Source organism: Viscerimonas tarda, assembly GCF_054601255.1.
Genome location: NZ_BAAHWV010000006.1, coordinates 112,365 through 131,592, shown reverse-complemented (window position 1 = coordinate 131,592; position 19,228 = coordinate 112,365). Strand labels below are relative to the sequence as shown.

8 protein-coding genes are annotated in these 19,228 nt (G+C 40.9%); all 8 read left to right on the top strand.

Annotation, left to right across the window (positions count from 1 at the left end; translation table 11 throughout):
• Nucleotides 1-44 precede the first annotated feature (44 nt).
• Nucleotides 45-4,079, top strand: coding sequence for a response regulator (locus ACYPWY_RS04300; RefSeq protein WP_459684197.1), 4,035 nt, complete (start codon nt 45-47; stop codon nt 4,077-4,079).
• Nucleotides 4,080-4,149: 70 nt separating this feature from the next.
• On the top strand, nt 4,150-4,527 hold the full coding sequence (locus ACYPWY_RS04295; RefSeq protein ID WP_459684196.1) for a hypothetical protein: 378 nt from the start codon (nt 4,150-4,152) through the stop codon (nt 4,525-4,527).
• Between the two features lie 46 nt (nt 4,528-4,573).
• Nucleotides 4,574-7,351, top strand: a complete 2,778-nt coding sequence (locus tag ACYPWY_RS04290) for a T9SS type A sorting domain-containing protein (RefSeq protein WP_459684195.1) — start codon at nt 4,574-4,576, stop codon at nt 7,349-7,351.
• Nucleotides 7,352-7,435: 84 nt separating this feature from the next.
• On the top strand, nt 7,436-11,107 hold the full coding sequence (locus ACYPWY_RS04285) for a LamG-like jellyroll fold domain-containing protein (protein ID WP_459684194.1): 3,672 nt from the start codon (nt 7,436-7,438) through the stop codon (nt 11,105-11,107).
• Nucleotides 11,108-11,285: 178 nt separating this feature from the next.
• Nucleotides 11,286-11,789, top strand: coding sequence for a sigma-70 family RNA polymerase sigma factor (locus ACYPWY_RS04280; protein ID WP_459684193.1), 504 nt, complete (start codon nt 11,286-11,288; stop codon nt 11,787-11,789).
• A 27-nt stretch (nt 11,790-11,816) separates the two neighbouring features.
• Complete coding sequence (locus ACYPWY_RS04275; RefSeq protein WP_459684192.1) at nt 11,817-14,312, top strand: fasciclin domain-containing protein; 2,496 nt, start codon at nt 11,817-11,819, stop codon at nt 14,310-14,312.
• A 7-nt stretch (nt 14,313-14,319) separates the two neighbouring features.
• Nucleotides 14,320-17,592, top strand: a complete 3,273-nt coding sequence (locus tag ACYPWY_RS04270; protein ID WP_459684191.1) for a SusC/RagA family TonB-linked outer membrane protein — start codon at nt 14,320-14,322, stop codon at nt 17,590-17,592.
• A gap of 18 nt (nt 17,593-17,610) precedes the next feature.
• Nucleotides 17,611-19,221, top strand: a complete 1,611-nt coding sequence (locus ACYPWY_RS04265) for a RagB/SusD family nutrient uptake outer membrane protein (RefSeq protein ID WP_459684190.1) — start codon at nt 17,611-17,613, stop codon at nt 19,219-19,221.
• The last annotated feature ends 7 nt before the right edge of the window (nt 19,222-19,228 follow it).

The following is a 19,228-nucleotide window of genomic DNA, read 5'->3' as shown; positions in this document are numbered from 1 at the left end:
TTTGCGAGTATTTTTTTATATTTGTACGCAAAATATCTACAATCATGAAAAACTTGAAATTCTTTCAGATAGTTTTTTTCTTGCTGTTTGTTACAACTGTTTGTGGTAATGACTTTTATCAATTCAAACTTATCAATAGTGATAACGGATTGTATAACAATCAGGTTCGGCGTATCGTTGAAGGATTGGACGGTCGTATGATAGTGAAAACCGATGGAATGATCAGTTTGTATGATGCCAGTAGTTTTCAGTTTCTGCGGCGCGATTTGAATAAGTCGTATATTTGGACAAGTTCTGACTGCGACAGAGAATATATTGATCCTTTCAACCGGTTATGGATAAAAGATAATTATGGTTTATCGTTACTTGATCTTAAAACCTACGAATACATCTACGATATAAATGATATTTTTACCCAATGTGGAGTAAACGATCGCTTATTGAATTTCTTTTTAGATGAAGATAAAAACGCATGGCTCTTTACAGAGCGAAATCAATTATTTTTTTACGATTGGAAGAATCCGGCAGTATTAATCTATGATGGGTTTCTTGTTGATGTGATTGATTATGGCTCCATAGTGGATGTAACTCAAATGGGAAATAATTTTTATTTCTTTTTCTCGAAAGGAGGTATGCGTTGTTTTAACTTCACTACCCGCACTTTTTTATACAACGATAATTACCTCTCAAAAAAGATTACACCACAACTAAGACGCTATTTTTCGAAGAAACTGGATGACAATAACTTCTTGGTTTTAATCAATGGAGATGCCGGAGGATTGTTCCAATACAACATTCACAAGAAGGAATGGAGTGAAATATTATCTTGTATATCATTGTATGATTTTACCTTGGATAAGGCAAATAATTTATGGGCAACCTCCCGAACAGGATTGTGGATATATAATTTTGACAGGGAAGAAGTAGCCCATTATACTTCCTTACAGATAAGAGGAGGAGGCGAAATCGAAGATAATCTGATGGGAGTATGCCGTGATTCCAAAGGAGGAATGTGGCTGGCAACATTTAGTAATGGCTTGTTATATTATCATCCAAATGAGATAGTGGTTCATCCATTATTTAATGAATGCAACTTTGCCAATGCAGGCGGTGTTCGCACTTTGTTGAGTTTGGACAATGGGGATATTTTGTGCGGTATGTATAAGGGCGTTCTTTTGTATTCTCCCTCAGAGAGGAAGGTTAAACCTTATCTGTCGGGATTAAATACCCAGTTCTGCATGCAATTGATGAAAGATTCCAAAGGACGCATCTGGTTGTCCACATTGTATGATGGGATATATTGTATCGACAAGGGCAAAATATCTAATTACAGAAAAGAAAATGTAACCGGTTTTGTGGACAATAATGTCCGGTTTTGTTACGAATCGCTTGACGGAACTTTATATATTTGCAACGAACTGAATAATCTGGGACGATTTGACCCGGAAAAGAAAGAATTTACACCCTTAGATAAACAGTTTCCGCAAATAAAACGGTTCCGTACATTAACTCACACCATTACGTTCAATGAGGAGAAAATGTTGGTCGCTTCTCAGAATGGAATATTTTTTTATGATTTCAAGAAAGATGAATTATATACCCCTCGACCCGACCGGTTTCCCGAAGATTCCATCTACAATCACAGCAGCCGAAAATATAATTGTAATTTTATAGATAGCAGAGGACTGGTTTGGTTTGGAACACAAGACGGATTGAATGTTTGGAATCCGAAAAATAATGCAACTCGTCATTTTTTTGTAGAAGACGGATTGCCGAATAATTGCATTCAAACGGTAACGGAAGACCCCAATAAGGATATTTGGGTAGCCACATCCAATGGTATAGTGAGAATACGACTTGAAAAAGGAGAGCAAGGATATAACTACCTCTTTTTCTCTCTCAATCATTTTGATGGCGTTCAACACGGAGAAATACTGGAACGTTCTGCGCTTGCGATGCCGGATGGGATGTTGTATTTTGGCGGAATGACTGAATTAAACGGATTGAATACGAATTCCATTGCCTGGGGATTAGAGAATTTACAACCTGTTTTTGTACGATTCAGCCTGTTTAACAGGTTAGTAAACACTCCCATATCTTCATTAAAAGAACTAAGGCTAAACTATGATGAAAACTATATAACGCTTGAATTTTCGGCTTTAAATTATGTAAATCCAAGTCAAACCTATTACAAATACAGGTTGAAAGGGCTGGATGAAGAATGGCTGGAAACACAAAATCCGGATGGATTGGGAAAGGTTACTTATACAGCTCTTTCTCCGGGGAAATATACCTTTGAAGTTTATGCCGCCAATACGAGTAAACATTGGGGAAAACTGTCGGAAATAGACATTATTATCCGACCTCCATTTTGGGCTACATGGTGGGCTTATTTAACTTACATCCTTTTCACGGCCTCCATTACAGGATACGGAATTAAAGCTTATACCTCAAAAAAACGCGGAAAATTAATAATGGAACAGGAAGAATTAAACCGTATGGAGCAGCAAAAACTGGATGAAATGAAATTTCGGTTTTTCACTAACATCAGCCATGAATTTCGAACGCCATTAACGCTGATTATTATTCCGCTCGAAGTGTTACTGAAAAAAGTGGAAGACCTGTCTATTCGTAACCAACTGAAATTAGTCCACCAAAGCGCCCAGGATTTATTGAATATGGTTAATCAACTCTTGGATTTTCGTCGATTGGAACAAAAAGGAGAACATTTGAATGTAACCTTAGTTGATGTTCCGGCATTTTTAGAATCTATCTATTTGTCTTTTGGCGAAGTTGTCTCTCAAAAGAATATTCGTTTTGAATTAGATACTCAAGATGTTGAAAATACCCTTTTCTATTTTGATCAGGAAAAAATGCACAAGGTAATGAATAACCTACTGTCCAATGCCTTTAAATTTACGCCGGATGGCGGAAAAATCGGAATACATGCCGGATTAGATGCCGACCATTCGCTTGTTATCGCGGTGGAAGATTCCGGTGTGGGAATTGAGGAAAAAGATTTGTCGAATGTATTTACCCGCTTTTATCAAACGCGAAATTCCAAAAATCCCTCAGTCAATATGAATACCGGTAGCGGCATAGGTCTGCACCTTGTGAAGGAATATATTGAGTTACACAAAGGGAGTATCACGGTAGAGAGTAAAGTGAAAGAAGGAAGTTCTTTTGTCTTTTTCATTCCGGATGGTTTGAGCGAATTTTTTATACCGGAAACAGAAATAGAGGAGCATCCCGAAAAATCGGAAGTTCCGGTTTTGGATGCCGATCTGTCGGTAAATCGCAAAGAGGTAACGCTCTTGGTGGTAGAGGATAATGATAAATTTCGCGAATACCTTGTCAATATACTCTCTGATATGTACAACGTGATACCGGCAGCTGACGGTTTGGAAGGTTTAGAGATGGCTCAGAACTATCATCCCGATTTAATAATCAGTGATGTGATGATGCCGAGGATGGATGGACTGGAAATGTGTAAAGAAATAAAAACAGATATTGAACTGTCGCACATACCGGTTATTTTGCTGACAGCAAAAAAATCGCCGGAATATCGCACCAGTGGGTATGAGGTTGGAGCCGATTCGTATATCTCAAAACCTTTTAATCTGGATACGCTATTGATGCGGATTACTAAATTGCTGGAACAACGAGAAAAAAGGAAAGAAACTTTTATTAAGAATATCGAAGTAAATCCGAAAACGATAACCATCACTTCGCTCGACGAACAATTAATTGCGAAAGCATTGGAATGTGTGGAGAAGAATATGAGTAATACGGAATTCTCGGTAGAATCGCTGAGTAAAGAGGTCGGGATGGATCGCACCCATTTATACCGGAAGATGCAATCCATAATCGGGCAAACGCCCTCCGACTTTATTCGTACTATCCGAATGAAACGGGCAGCCAGTTTGTTAAGCTCGAGCCAACTGACTGTGTCGGAAATTTCCTTAATGGTAGGATTTAACACCCAGAAATACTTCAGTAATTATTTTAAAGAAATGTTCAACATGACCCCTTCGCAGTATGCGCAAATGAAAAAAGGCGAATCAACAGAAGAAAAATAATTTTTTTTCATCCATTTTGGGGAATTTGTATTTTGTATTCGTATTATATATAAAAACGAAAAATATATATATGACGAATAGAATTATATCTGCTATCCTGTTTTGTGTGTTTATAGGCTCATTATTTGCCTGTTCAGACACACATACCAACGACAACTCCTTGGTCGCAAATCCGGTTGACAGCATTTTTATGGGAAATTTGAGGGCTTCTTTCGACGGCGATTCCCTGTTTTTTAGCGAAATAGCGCCTAATATCTGCCTGACACAGAATCTTTATCTGCTTACATTGACTCGGTCTGACGCCGAACAAAGAGGAATTCCTATGAATTTATATCGCAAAGTTCAAAATGAGATTGCAAAAACCAATCAAATTATTAAAGACGGAATTATGCACGGTGGGGATGTGAAAAAGATATATGATTTTCAAGAATATTATTTTGAAAAATAGAAGAGGAATTTATTGATTTTATATAATTACATTAAACTAAGTATCCATGAAAAAGAAAAATCTACTTTTGGCATCTATTATGATGCTGTTTTCGTTTTCTTTATTTGCGCAAACGTATGATTTGCGACAGATGACTCCGGCAACATTTCAAGCAGGTGGTGGTCCCGAATGGAGTTTTGAACGCTACACGTATGCTTCGGGCGACTATAAAGCCCTGACGCTATACACCGATTCAAGCGTTGTGAACTGGTATGACATCTATGTCCCTGAGTGGATAAATGGCGTGAAATTGGGCGAAGCCGAAAATCTTGCAATTGGCGGCGACAATATTTGGCAAGCAAACAAACGCTTTGCTTGGGCCGATTCTATTCGTCCTGCCGGTCGTCCTGCATTGACCTACTGGCCCTACGTTTCCGAAGATTTTGAAGTGTATCCTACCAAGGAAGCAACTTCTATTATCTCGTTTAAAGCGCCCGCCAATGGTTACTACAAGGTAAACTACACCTTGCAACGGCAAGATGGCGGTGTTGGCATCCCTTTGAAAGCATTGACACGTTTCCGTTATAAAGGGGAAACCAAAGTAAATGCTTTATCCACCATGAGCAATGAAGTTTCGTTTGGCGACAATAGTACACAGATTGACTATGGCGATGCCGTTTGGGCAGACATTCGCGAAACTTTACCCAGATTTACGCCCAACACTCCAGAATCCTTTGTATTTGCATTCAAAGCAGAAGCAAACGACATTGTTTCATTTGAAATTGATTGTCGCCAAATTCCTATCGTACAAACTTCTTCGTGGGCGCGTGATGCTTGGGGACGTACCAATTGGAAAGAGTTGAAAATAGAAAAAGTATCGGAAAGTGAGGCTAAAGGGGTAACATCCTATTGCGACCCTTATGATGACTCGGCTCTTGACCCAATGTGGGAAGCATACGATGAGCTGGAAGCCTATGTAAACAATGCTAATATTGGTTATGAATATGGCCAATATCCTCCTACTGCCGTAGCCATAGTGCAAGCGCTTTTGGCCGAAATTAATACTATGTATGACAATAATGCTATTACAGGTATGAATGCCGTTGTATATCTTGCCAAATTAGAAGAGGCCAAAATCGTATTCGATGCTTCCAAAATTACGATTGACTATACCGCACAAGGTAACTACCGGCTTTTCCCCTATACCGAAGAACAAGCTGCGGAACATGCCGCTATTTTCAGCAAAGATGTAGCATCCGTTTGGGATTTTGGTACTTATGTGCCTACCAATGGCGTATATAAAGTATTTGGTATAGAAGGTGGAACATATAACGCAAGTGGTCAATGGAAAAACGCCAATGCCTGGTATGATGGGGCAGGAGAGTGGATGTTTGTGGCATCTGACGGAAATATACACCCGACAACAACCAAATCTCCGGTTATTTACTTTACCGCCCCTGTTGATGGCGTTTACCGTGTAGGTGCAACCATCCGCAGGTTGACAATCAACCCGAACTTACAAAATCCGTTCTGGGCACGCTTCCGCTTCTTGCCGGAAGGAGCTAGTACAATTGCTAAAGAAGTAACCATGGGATTCGATGTAGAATATGGAAATAGAAATGCCGGAGACGGTTTAGTTCCCAAATCTTCCGATTTTTATGTAAACATGAAAGCCGGCGACCGGATTACTTTTGAAGAAGATGCTTACACTTCTAATTCAAACGGAAATGGCGGTAGTATATGGGATCGTCTTTATGTACTTTCGACAGAAGACGGCGATCATTATTATAGCACAGCGGATGCCGAAGCATCTGGCGCATATTACAATCCGTATGGCGCTGCCGGAGATTTCACCGAATTGAGCGCTTTGATTGGCGAAGCGAATGCGTTTATTGCCACAGTAACTATAGGCGATGAGGCAGGTTCTTATCCTGAGGCTGCAAAAGAAGCTTTGGAAACTGCCATAGCAAAATCACAAGCGCTTGTATCTGCTGCAACAGCGGCTCAACCTTTTATCGAAATTGAAATCACTTCATTGAAGGCTGCATTAGCCACATTTAAGGGATCGAAGATTTTCCTTCTCATGTCGGAAGCGGCTGATGCTCAAAATGTATTTGAATCAGGACTGTATTATCTGCGTGTGAAAGGTACAAATTATTACCTGACATCTCCTACGGTTTACGATTTGAACAGCAATACACGCGGAGCGTTGACGCTTCAGGTATTACACACCGAATCATTAACCGAACAAACAGGACAAGTATGGAATATTCAGTATAATGTCAATGCTAATAGTTTGAATCCGGCACGTTATACCATTGTTTCGGAATTGGATGGAGATACTTGGACGTACGAAACCGATTTAGCCGGACATGTAATGGAAAACGGACAGTTTGGAGTGGGTGGTACGGTAACTGCACAAAGCGCTACCGGCGACAATTATACATGGCGTAATCACTCGATTTACTACGATGGCGCCGCTTATTGTCTCTACAATGTGAGAAATAATTGGAGCTTGATGTTCGCTGTAAATGAAGAAACCGGTGCAACCGTATTTTCTACATCACCTGCAAAAGAAGCTATCTGGGATATAGTGAAATTCGGCAATTTGTCAGGCATAAACGAAGTTTCATCAGCTTCAGTTGGCGTAATATCAACCGCAGGTGGAATTAAAGTAACCGGTATCAGCACAGCTACGGTAAATGTATATAACTTGTTAGGCACACTTGTAAGCAAGAACACCGCTATCTCGGATGGTTCGTTTATACCTTTGAGCCAAGGATTTTATATCGTAAATGTAATTAACGAAGGCAAGAGTATCACAACTAAAGTGATAGTAAAATAGAGGTTGTAAGATTATTAAATTCGTTAAATAAAAGACACGCCTCTTCACAGCGAAGAGGTGTGTCTTTTTTAATATTAAATTATCATGAAGAAAAAAAAATTACTTACTATCGTTGCATGGATCGCTTTTCTATGTATAAATGTTAATCAGGTGGTAGCACAGCGCGTATTTGTTCACCCGGGAGGTTTGCTTAACCAAGCCGATTTAGACCGGATGAAAGCGAAAGTGGCAGCCATGGAGTCTCCTTGGATAGAGAGTTGGAATCTGTTGATTAACGACTCAAAAGCGCAAGGCGCTCATAATGCCGGGCCTTCGGCAAATATTGGCGGTTCGGGACCTCGTCAACGCGCCTCGCTTGATGCGCATGTGGCATACGTCAACACCCTGCGGTGGTATATATCGGGCGATACAAAATATGCCGATTGTGCCGTCAGAATATGTAATTCGTGGGCAAATACAGTCAGCGAAGTAGCAAGTGGCGAATTATTTCAGTTGCCAATCAATAACTTTATGCAAGCAGCGGAGTTACTACGGATATATCCGGGTTGGAGCGCTGCCGATCAGGCCAAATTCAAGACAATGGCGCTGCAGTATTTTTATCCGGCTTGTCATAATTTCTTGGGAAATTGCGGACGACCGGCCAGTTGGGATTCTCCGGCAGCAGCCTCTATTATGGGAATCGCTGTCTTTTGTGAGGATGAAGCTAAATTTGATGAAGCTGTGAATTATTACAAAAACGGTGTGGGCAATGGCAGTCTGCCAAATGCTATCTTCCAGTCAACCGGTCAGATTGCTGAAATGGGACGCGACCAACCTCATGCAACTATCGGTCCGGCTTGTTTGGCCGAAATGGCACAGACGGCATACAATCAGGGAGACGAATCGTTGTATGCTTATTTAGACAATCGTTTGTTGGCGGGATTTGAATACTATTGCAAATTCAATCTCAATCATAAGGATGTTCCATGGGCGTATTGGAATAACTGTATCAACGATAACTTTAGCTATATTGCCGGCTCTGCCGATGCCAATAGAATACGCCAATCTCCTGTATATGAAATGCTTTACAATTATTATCATGTGAAGAAAGGTTTAGAAACACCCTATGTCAAAGCAATGGCCGAATTAGCGCGTCCTGAAGGCTTGGGCGATGCTGATTTCTTTGGAGGTGGTACATTGTACTACACACTTGATGGGGATAAATCGCCCTACAAGCCTCATCCCGTTCCGGCGGCGCCAACCGAATTAACTGCCACACCGGGTGTGTCTTATATCCGATTGAATTGGACAGCGCCCAGCGGAGATGTTGCGCAAGGTTATCGAATCATGCGTTCTAACAGAGCCACTGGAGGATTTACCCAAATTGCAACTTGGGACAACAATACCAGCGCCGAATATACCGATTGGAGTGTTGCCGATTTGCCCAATAATAGAACGTATTATTATACAGTTTCTGCTATCAATCAATCGGGAAGAGGGGCAGAATCTGCAGCAGCAAATACGATGTTCACTGCCGGAACGTCCGACCTGCCTGTCGGCTGGTTGTCGAAAGAAATTGGCGGAAACGATGCCGACGGTAGTGCAATTTATGCAAACAACAGTTATATTCTAAACAGTACCGGTACCGGAATTGATGGAGCTTCGGATAAGATTCGTTATGTATATACAGCTGTGAGCGGCGATGTAACCATCACGGCACGTTTGTTTAATTTAGGTAGGGAGCCTCGGCAAGGCGTGATGCTTAGGGAGACAATCGATCCTACTTCAAAAATGGTCGCCATGACCATGGGTAGAGGCGACCCTCGGTTTGCAGCATCGGCTACACGAATCAACCAAGGAAGTAACCCGACATGGAGCAATGGTAATCAATTTTCCAAAGCGCCGGTTTGGTTTCGGATTAAGCGGGAAGGAAATACCTTTACTGTTTATGAATCCGGTAACGGGACGAACTGGTATGCTGTCAGTTCGCGTACTGTTGCGATGGGAAATAGCTGCTATGTCGGCATATTTATCGGTGGAACTCCTACTTCTACCTGTGTCTTTGATAATGTATCTGTTGAAGGGGGAGGCGATGCTCCGGCTGCCCCTGCCAATGTTTCGGCCCAAGCTATGAACAGCAGTCGAATCAAATTGTCGTGGACTGCCTCTTCCGGCGCTTCGGGATATATCCTGAAACGCTCACCGACAGAGAATGGAGAATACACAACCATCGCCAACGGAATTACGGCTACAAACTACGAAGATTCAGGCTTGGAAATAAACACCGATTATTTCTATATACTAAAAGCAATGAATGCAAAAGGCGAAAGCGCCAACTCCGAAAAGGTCAATGCTAAAACTTTAGCCTTAACTGTACCACCTGCACCCGGCAATCTGAATGCGACTAACGGTAACTTTCAGGTGGCATTGGTCTGGAATGCAACCGAAGAATTGACCACCATCTATAACATCAAACGCTCCGATGTATCGGGAGGGCCTTACTCCACTATCGGCACATCACCTGTGGCTAATTACATAGATGCTACCGTAGAAAATAACCAAACCTATTATTATGTGGTTACTGCCGTAAATATTCTTGGCGAAAGCGAGCCTGCTAACGAAGTAGCCGCTAACCCAAGCGATGGTAAATTTCGCTACTACCCCCTGGATGAAACTACCGGAAAAACGGCAACCGATATTTGGAATAAAAGACTGGCAACCTTGGCTTCCGGAACCGCGTGGGTAGCCGGAAAATTTAATAACGGTCTTCAATTCGACGGCAGTTCGAATGCTTACGCAAGTCTTCCTGCCGGTTTATTAACGACCGTAAAGTCTTTCACTGTATCGTTGTGGGTAAACCTGAATACCGCCGGAACGTGGACTCGCCTTTTTGACTTCGGGACAGGAGAATCATATTATCTGTTTTTATCTGCGAAAAACAGTTCCGGCGCCCTTCGTTTTGCCATTAAAAACGGAGCATCGGAACAAACCGTTGATGGCACGACTACACTGCCGCTCAATCAATGGGTGCATATAGCTGTTACTCTCGATTGGAACGATGCCAGCGCTATTGGCGTGGCTAAATTGTATGTGAACGGAATATTGGAAGGTACGAATAGTACGATAACCATTAATCCGTCCATGTTACCCAGTACAAATCAGAATTATATCGGAAAATCACAATATTCCGATCCTTATTTGAAAGGTATTGTAGATGAATTTCGCATCTATAATCAAGCGTTGAATGCGGAACAAATAGCGCAACTGAAGAATATGGGCAACCAAACGATAACTTTTGAGCCCTTTCCTGAAAAGAATACCAACGATGCAGATTTTGACCCGGGCGCCATTTCCTCTTCCGGTTTGAAAATCGCTTATGCCAGTTCCAATGCGAGGGTGGCAAGAATTGTTGACGGGAAAATAAAAATAACAGACGCAGGAACAGCCGAGATTACCGCTTCGCAAGATGGAGAAATAAATTATGCCGCCGCTCAACCGGTTGTGCGAACATTGACTGTTGTAACGAGCATAGGAATAGATAAAAGAATACTTGATGCGGATAATTATTTATGTCTGACATCCACCAAAGAATATTTAACCATCAAGACTACCGAAAACACCTTATTCCTGCTATTCTCAATTAATGGTAGCCTCTTAAAGACACTCAATTGCATCGAAGGCGAAAACCAATTGGATGTAAAAGGTTTACCTTCGGGAGCCTATATTGGTATTTTATCAACCAAAGACGGCAAACAATCATTTAAGATACTGAAATAACTCGTTGCACTGTGAGGACAAAATGTTGCAAAAGCGGGTACAAATAGTTGTATCTGCTTTTTTGCAATAAAAAAACAAGAAAAATACAACATTTTGTATCGGCTTTTACAACTAATCGTGATACTCTTTTTGTGTTCTGCATACTAAATTTGTGATAATAAAAAGTAAAAAGATACACATGAGAAACACAGAAGATTACATGGGTAATTTTTATAGAGAGAACTACAATAAAGCAAAGCGGTATGCTGCTTCGTTGGTTGGCGATGGCGAATTGGCTCAAGATATAGCCTCCGAATCTATATTGAAACTTCTTGAGATGAAAGACCAGATTGATTCCAACAAAAGCATTCACTACCTTTTTATATCCATAATCCGCAACAAGTGCATGGACTATCGCCGTAGAGAACAGGTGCGGACGAAGATTTTCGAACAGTTGCCTTTCGAGCAGTTATCTCCAACCGGAGAAAATAAATTATTTGACACCGAAATCAAAGTCATATTGCATGCTAAATTGAAACAGTTGCCGGAAAAATCGAGAAAGATTTTTTTGGGAATACGGATGTATGGAAAAACATATCAAGAAATGGCCGATGAACTGTCGATAACCCACCGTTGTGTAGAATATGAACTGAATAAAACAACGATAGAGCTTAAAAAATCGCTATCGAAATATGTATATTGATTTTATTACTTTAATTTAATAAAGCTTATGAAAAACAAGTGTTTAATTTGGCTAAGCGGATGTTTACTCCTTATTTGCGGAATATTCTCATCGTGCAAAGATGAATATATCTTCGACAATGAAAGTCCGGATTGGTTGGGGGAAAGTATCTATCAGTACCTTGATCAAACAGGAAATTTCACCTATTATGTTCGCATGATAGATGCTTTAGAGTACACGGAGGTGCTATCCAAAACAGGTAGCAAAACCCTGTTTGTTGCTGATGATGAGGCCTTCAACCGTTTCTTTCAAAATAGAAACCCTTGGGGAGTTACGCGCTTCGAAGATTTGACCAAGGCGCAAATGAAGTTGATACTTAACTCAAGCATGATCAACAATGCTTATCTGATTGATATGCTATCCAGTACGGAAGGCCCTATTGTTGGACAAGCCTTGCGCCGCGCAACGGCTCTTTCGGCGCTTGATTCGGTACCGTTTGAATTCGGCAGAAATATACCGCCTACCGCTTACTGGAATAATTACAGGGAGAATGGGCTTTTACTGATGAAAGACGATCATCCTGTTCCTATGCTTCATTTATTAGAGAAACAAATGGCGTTTAAAAACATTACCGATGAAGACTTTTCTATCTTGTTTAATGGAAAGAAAAGAGAAAAAAATGACGCTTATATTTATGAGATAAAAGTTATTAAACAAAATATTACCTGCAAAAACGGTTACATTCATCAATTGGAAGATGTATTGATTCCTCCCTCCAATATGGCGGAAGTCATACGTACCATTCCCGAAACAACGGTTTTTAGCAGTCTGCTCGAACGGTTTAGCGCCCCGTACTATTCCAATGCGATGACCAATGAATATAATCGCCTGTATGGAACCAACGATTCTATTTTTGTAAAAGGATATTTTTCCGAACGAAGCGGATCCGGCGCTCGCATCAGAGATCCACAAGGCAATCTATTGGCGGGCTATTTGTCATTCGACCCGGGATGGAATACCTATACCTACAACGCAACCTCCTCCTCCGAAATGGATATGGCTGCTATGTTTGTGCCGGACAACAATACTATCAATACCTATTTTAAAGAAGGAAGTGGCCGATTTTTGTACGACCGGTACGATGGAAAATGGGAAAATATACCGGCGGACGTGTTGGACGACTTGCTTAATAATCACCTCAAGTCTTCTTTTGTCAATTCTGTTCCAAGTAAGTTTGACGAAATTATGAATGATGCAAAAGATCCGATGGGAGTTAAAAAAGAGGATATTATTAAAACCTATTTAACCGCCAACGGAGTAGTGTATATAACCAATAAAATTTATCCTCCGGCATCTTATGTGGCGGTGTCGGCGCCGGCGCTCATCAGCGAAAATATGCGTATTTTCAACTGGGCTATCAAAGATTTGGAATATTATGCTTACCTGTTGTCTATGGATAGTTACTACAGTTTCCTGATTCCTACGGACGATGCTTTAAAATACTATTACGACCCTGTTTCCTTTGCCAAAGACCAACCGGAAGTGTTTGAGTTCAAATATGATGCCGGGAAAAATACGGTTACAGCAAAAGTCAGCGCTTATAACATAGCAACAGGAGCAATCGGCGATTCTATACGGGTGGCAACGATAGCGGAAGTAAGAGATCGCTTAGACGACCTGTTGGATTACCATATCATTGTGGGTAACATCGAAGATGGGAAATCCTATTACCGGGCAAAAAACGGGGGAACCATCAAAGTGTCGGGAAAAGGTACAAATATGCAGATCAGTAGCGGTTTCCAGATTGATAATAATCAGTCTGCCCGCGTTGAAACTATCTACGACCAAACGGTAGAAGGCAATGGCAAGGCTTATATCATGAATGCACCCGTATTGGCGCCAACAAAATCGGTCTATAACACATTCGGCACAGACTTTTGTCGTGATTCATTCAGCGAATTTTTTGCTTTGCTGGAAGGAAACGACGAAGCAACATATGCCGAACACGAATTATACGATATATTCTATCTGGATAAATCAAATGTGGGGATGGATTACAATGTGAAATTCTTCAGTACCTATCATTATACGATTTATGTACCTACTAACGAAGCCGTGCAACGCGCTATTGCGAATGGCTTACCTACTTGGGAGCAAATAAAAGCACAAGGAGACGCGGAAGTCCGCAAGGCGATGACCGAAAAATTAGTTCGTTTCTTACGCTATCATTTCCAAGACAACTCGCTGTATATTGATGGAAGTTCGCTTGCGGCAAAAGCGTATGAAACAGCCGCTTTGAACGAGCAATCCAAGCGATTCTACACGCTAACTGTAAGTAGTTCCGAAAATAATATGAAAGTGATAGATGGTGCAGGAAATACAAGAAACGTGATAACCGGTGGCGGTTTATATAATATCATGGCCCGCGATTATAAATTCAATTCGAATGATCCTAAAAAAGCGACTGCAATTGAAACATCCGCTTTTGCCGTTATCCACCAGATTGATGATGTGTTATATTACGAAAAAGATCAATTTAAATGAAATACTTATGAAAATAAAATTTAATTATCTATTGTTGTCTCTGTTTTGCTGCCTGAATAGTGTGTTTGCACAGCAGGAACAACAAGGTATCTTAATTAGCGGAAATGTTTATTGTGAGGTAGATGGTCCGGTGATAGCGGCAAATGTGCTTGAGTTGGATAATAACAATCGTTTTGTGTCGGCATCTGTTACGGATATAAATGGAAATTTTTCGATGCGCATAATAAATTCCAAGAATAAACTGCAAGTTTCTTATATGGGGTTTCAAAAACAAACGCTGGAAATAGGACAAAAACGAACTTTTAATATTAAACTGATAGAAGATAATGTTTTACAGGAAGTTGTGGTAACGTCAAAGACACGTGTCTCTACCAGCGGATTGGTTATACCCGATAGAGAAATTTCCATGTCCCGACAGTTTATTAATGCGGATCAATTTAAAGGACTTTCTTTTATTTCTATTGATGACGCCTTACAGGGGCAGGTCTCAGGGTTGGATATTGTGTCTATTTCGGGTAACGTGGGAAGTGGCTCCCGTATGCGTATGCGTGGTGTAACTTCTATCAATGCCAATACCGAGCCGTTGATTGTGGTAAATGATGTGATTTTTGAAACACCTTACAGCGAAGGCTTTGACTTTACGAATGCCAACGAGGAACAGTTTGCACAATTACTAACCATTAACCCGGATGATATTGAGAGTATTACCGTTTTGAAAGATGCTGCCGCAACAGCTATTTGGGGCTCCAGAGGCGCCAACGGCGTATTATATATCAAGACCCGGCGTGGAGCTAGAGGGAAAACTTCCCTGCAATACTCGTATCGTTTCTCCGGTGCATACCAGCCTAAAGGACTGAATATGCTGAATGGAGATGATTATACTATGTTATTGAAGGAGTCTTATTTTAACCCACGGCAAAGCAATGCTGCATCCAATATCAGGGAATTAAATTATGACCCGACATTCTCCGAATATCAAAACTTCAATAATAATACCGATTGGGTGAAGGAAGTCCAAGATTATGGTCGAACACACAGCCATTATATTTCTATTGCGGGCGGAGGAGAAAAAGCATTGTTCCGCGTTTCGGGTGGTTATGACAACCAGACCGGTTCGGTTATCGGGCAGTTTTTAGACCGTTTTTCTACTCGTTTGGCGCTCGATTATTACGTGTCCGACAAGATTCTGTTTACATCTAATTTTGCATTAACCTATACCGACAATCGAAAGAATTATGATAATATCCTGGGTATTGCTTATAAAAAGATGCCAAATCAGAGCGTCTATCAACAAGATGAATTCGGAAATAACACGGATACGTATTACCAGATGTTGCAAAATAGTTCTCCGGAACTTGGAGATCAAAGAGGTTTGGGAAATCCGGTCGCCATTGCTATGCTTGCGCAAAGCAGAGAAAAAAATTACCGTATCGATCCGTATTTCAAGCTGCGATATGATCTTTTGAGTGCGGGAGACGGTTTTGTGTTAAGATATGAAGGCGATGTCGCTTTTGGAATCAATAACAACAATATATCCAGATTTCGACCCAAAGATTTGACCACCGCCAATTGGACAGATGGAAATGTGAACAAAGCCGAACTGGAAGATAACCGAAGCTTGGGAATTACCACCAGGCACACCCTAAATTGGAGACCCAAACTATCCAATGAAGATCATTACCTTACCATGCTGGGACGTTTGGAAGTTCAGAACAGTACCTCACGTAACCAGAAAGCCATTTCTTCCGGATTACCTTCGGGGAGCATTACAAGCCCCACGGTGGATGGCTATTTGGATGCATACTCAACCGGTAAAGGGCATGGACGTTCTATCGGCATTTTGTACTCAGGTCATTATTCCTATAAATCGAAGTACATCGTAGATTTCTCATTACGTCGCGATGGAAGTACCAAATACGGAAGTAACCGTAAATGGGGTAACTTCCCAGCGGTTTCTTTACGCTGGAATCTTATTGACGAGCCGTTTATGGCATCTACCCAAAAGTGGTTAAGTATGCTCTCTATCCGCCCAAGTTGGGGGACGGTAGGAAATCCTCCGGGCGATGAATATTTGCACTTTAGCCGCTATGGTACCAATAGCGCCTATATAGATATGCCCGGCATTAAACCCAATAATGTACGCTTAACCGATTTAAGATGGGAAAAAACAACCTCTAAAAACATCGGCGCAGACATTGGTTTGTGGAATGATATGCTAACTATTGATTTTAATTATTACGATAAAATTACCAAAGATTTGCTGATGAAAGACCGGAAAATGCCAAGTTCCTCAGGATTTGACGCTATGAAATGGAAAAATGTAGGTACAATGAATAATAAAGGATGGGATTTGGCTGTAAATACCGGACGAATTGTAAAATCGGGCGCTTTTGCCATGAGCTTTAATTTCAACTTGGGGAATAATGTAAATACTATCATAGATATGGAGCCGACTGTATTAGCCAGTCTGAACAGCGATTTCACGTATAGAAACGGAGAATATCTTACCCGTGTTCAATTGCAAAATCCCTACGGATCCATTTATGGATTTCGATACAAGGGCGTATATCAATACAATGATTACATTGTCGGCGAACAAGAAAATGCTCCTGTGGCTCGAGACGTAAATGGAAGGGTCGTTTTTGACAACAAAGGCAATGTCCGACCCATGTATTTTGCTTACGGACAGTCGGCTGCCTACCAGTTTAAGGGAGGGGATGCCATCTATGAGGATATTAATAACGATGGCAATATCAATGAGTTGGATATTGTGTATTTAGGCAATTCAAATCCATTGCTCAACGGCGGATTTGGCGCCAAGTTTTATTATAAACAACTTATGCTGAACGTTTTCTTTAACTTCAGGTATGGTAATGATATTGTTAATGAAGCCCGGATGAATGCCGAGAATATGTACACAAACAACAATCAAAGTATTGCCGTGAACTGGCGATGGCGAAAAGATGGAGATATTACCGAGATTCCTCGTGCACTCTATAACGTTGGATATAACTGGTTACCGAGCGACCGTTTCGTAGAAGACGGTTCATTTCTCCGAATGAAATATGTACAGTTGTCGTACAACGTTCCTCCAAAACTATTGAAGAAATATGCCTTGGCAGGACTGACCATCAGTGTAACCGCTGATAACCTGTTTTGCCTAACCAAATATACCGGAGTAGATCCTGAAGTGGGTTATGGCGGTTTTGGCATCAGTAGAGATAATGCGCAAACCCCTCGCGCCAAATCTTATACGGCAAATATTAATATTAGTTTTTGATTCTAAAATAAAGATATTATGAGAAATAGATTAAAGAAAACATTACTACTCCCAAGTATGATTATGATACTGGGCTTGTCGTCCTGTGATGATTTTCTGACCATTTTACCGCAAAGTGATATTGTACTCGAAAATTATTGGGAAGACAAATCGGATGTTGAATCGGTTGTTGCCACCTGTTACAGAGCGATGCTCGAAGACGATTTTATGAAAAAAGTATTGATTTGGGGCGAGCTTCGTTCAGATAACCTTATTGCAGGAAAAAGTTTAGGTAAAGACGAGTTGGATATATTAGACGCTAATTTATTGCCAACGAATTCTTTTAGCAAATGGAATAATTTTTATACGGTAATCAATTATTGTAATACAGTATTATTGTATGCACCTTCCGTACAAGAAAAAGATCCGAATTTCAAACCGGCGGAACTGGGCGCTATTAAAGCCGAGGTATTAACGCTCCGCGCTCTTTGTTATTTTTATTTGATCCGCGCTTTTCATGAAGCGCCTTTGACACTGGAAGCGGCTCAAAGTGATGAGCAAAATTATAAGATTCCCAAGTCGCCCGAGTCTGTAATCATCAACCGAATCATTGAAGATCTTCTTGAAGCGGAAAAATCAGCGCTAAAAACATACAACAAAACAGTGTATGATAAAGGTCGCGTAACTAAAGACGTGGTCAGAGCATTATTGGCGGATGTTTATCTGTGGAATCAAGACTATCAACAGTGCATAGACTATTGTGATGCCGTAATTGAGAGTAAACGACTGGAAGCAGAAGAAAGTAACTTTTGGGAAGAGGGAAAAGAAGGTAAATATCCCCTCTTGGAGGCAGAAAATATATACAGTAGTTCGTATGCCTATACGCAGATATTTGGCAATGGCAATTCCATCGAAAGCATTTTTGAATTGCAATTTACGCAGACTACCAAAACCAACAGTATGATTGATGGATATTATGGTAATCAGGATAATCCTATTGGAAAACTCAGCGCTCCGCTTTTTGCAACGGAGACAGGTAGCCTGTATCCGAAAACGGATAATCGCGTCAAAGATTTTACAAACACAAATCCGACTATAACAGCAACCGGCGTTTATCCCATCGCTAAATATGCGGTAACGGCACGCTCTACCAATGCGGCAAATAACTCTTCTTATAATTATCGCAATACTACTGCAAATTGGATATTGTATCGGTTAACAGATGTTATGTTGATGAAAGCGGAGGCATTGGTGCAAGTAGGCCAGAGCGAGGATAATTTAAAAGGCGCGTTTGAATTGGTTTCCGCCGTTCACAATCGCTCAAATCCGACCATTGGCAACGACACGCTCGTATATTCCTCCTATAATACGGTACGTGATATGGAAGATCTGGTTTTGTTGGAACGCCAAAGAGAATTGATTTTTGAAGGAAAACGTTGGTTCGATCTACTGCGCTTAGCGCGTCGTGAAGGAAATAACACACGCCTGCTGGATAAAGTGGTCTCTAAATACACGGAAAATCAGAACGCCATCCGAAGTAAAATTTCATCACTCGACGCTCTTTATTTCCCCATCAACCAAGATGAATTGAAAATAAATCCGGCATTAAAACAAAATCCGGCTTATTTAACAGGCTCATCCTCTAATTAAAAAACTA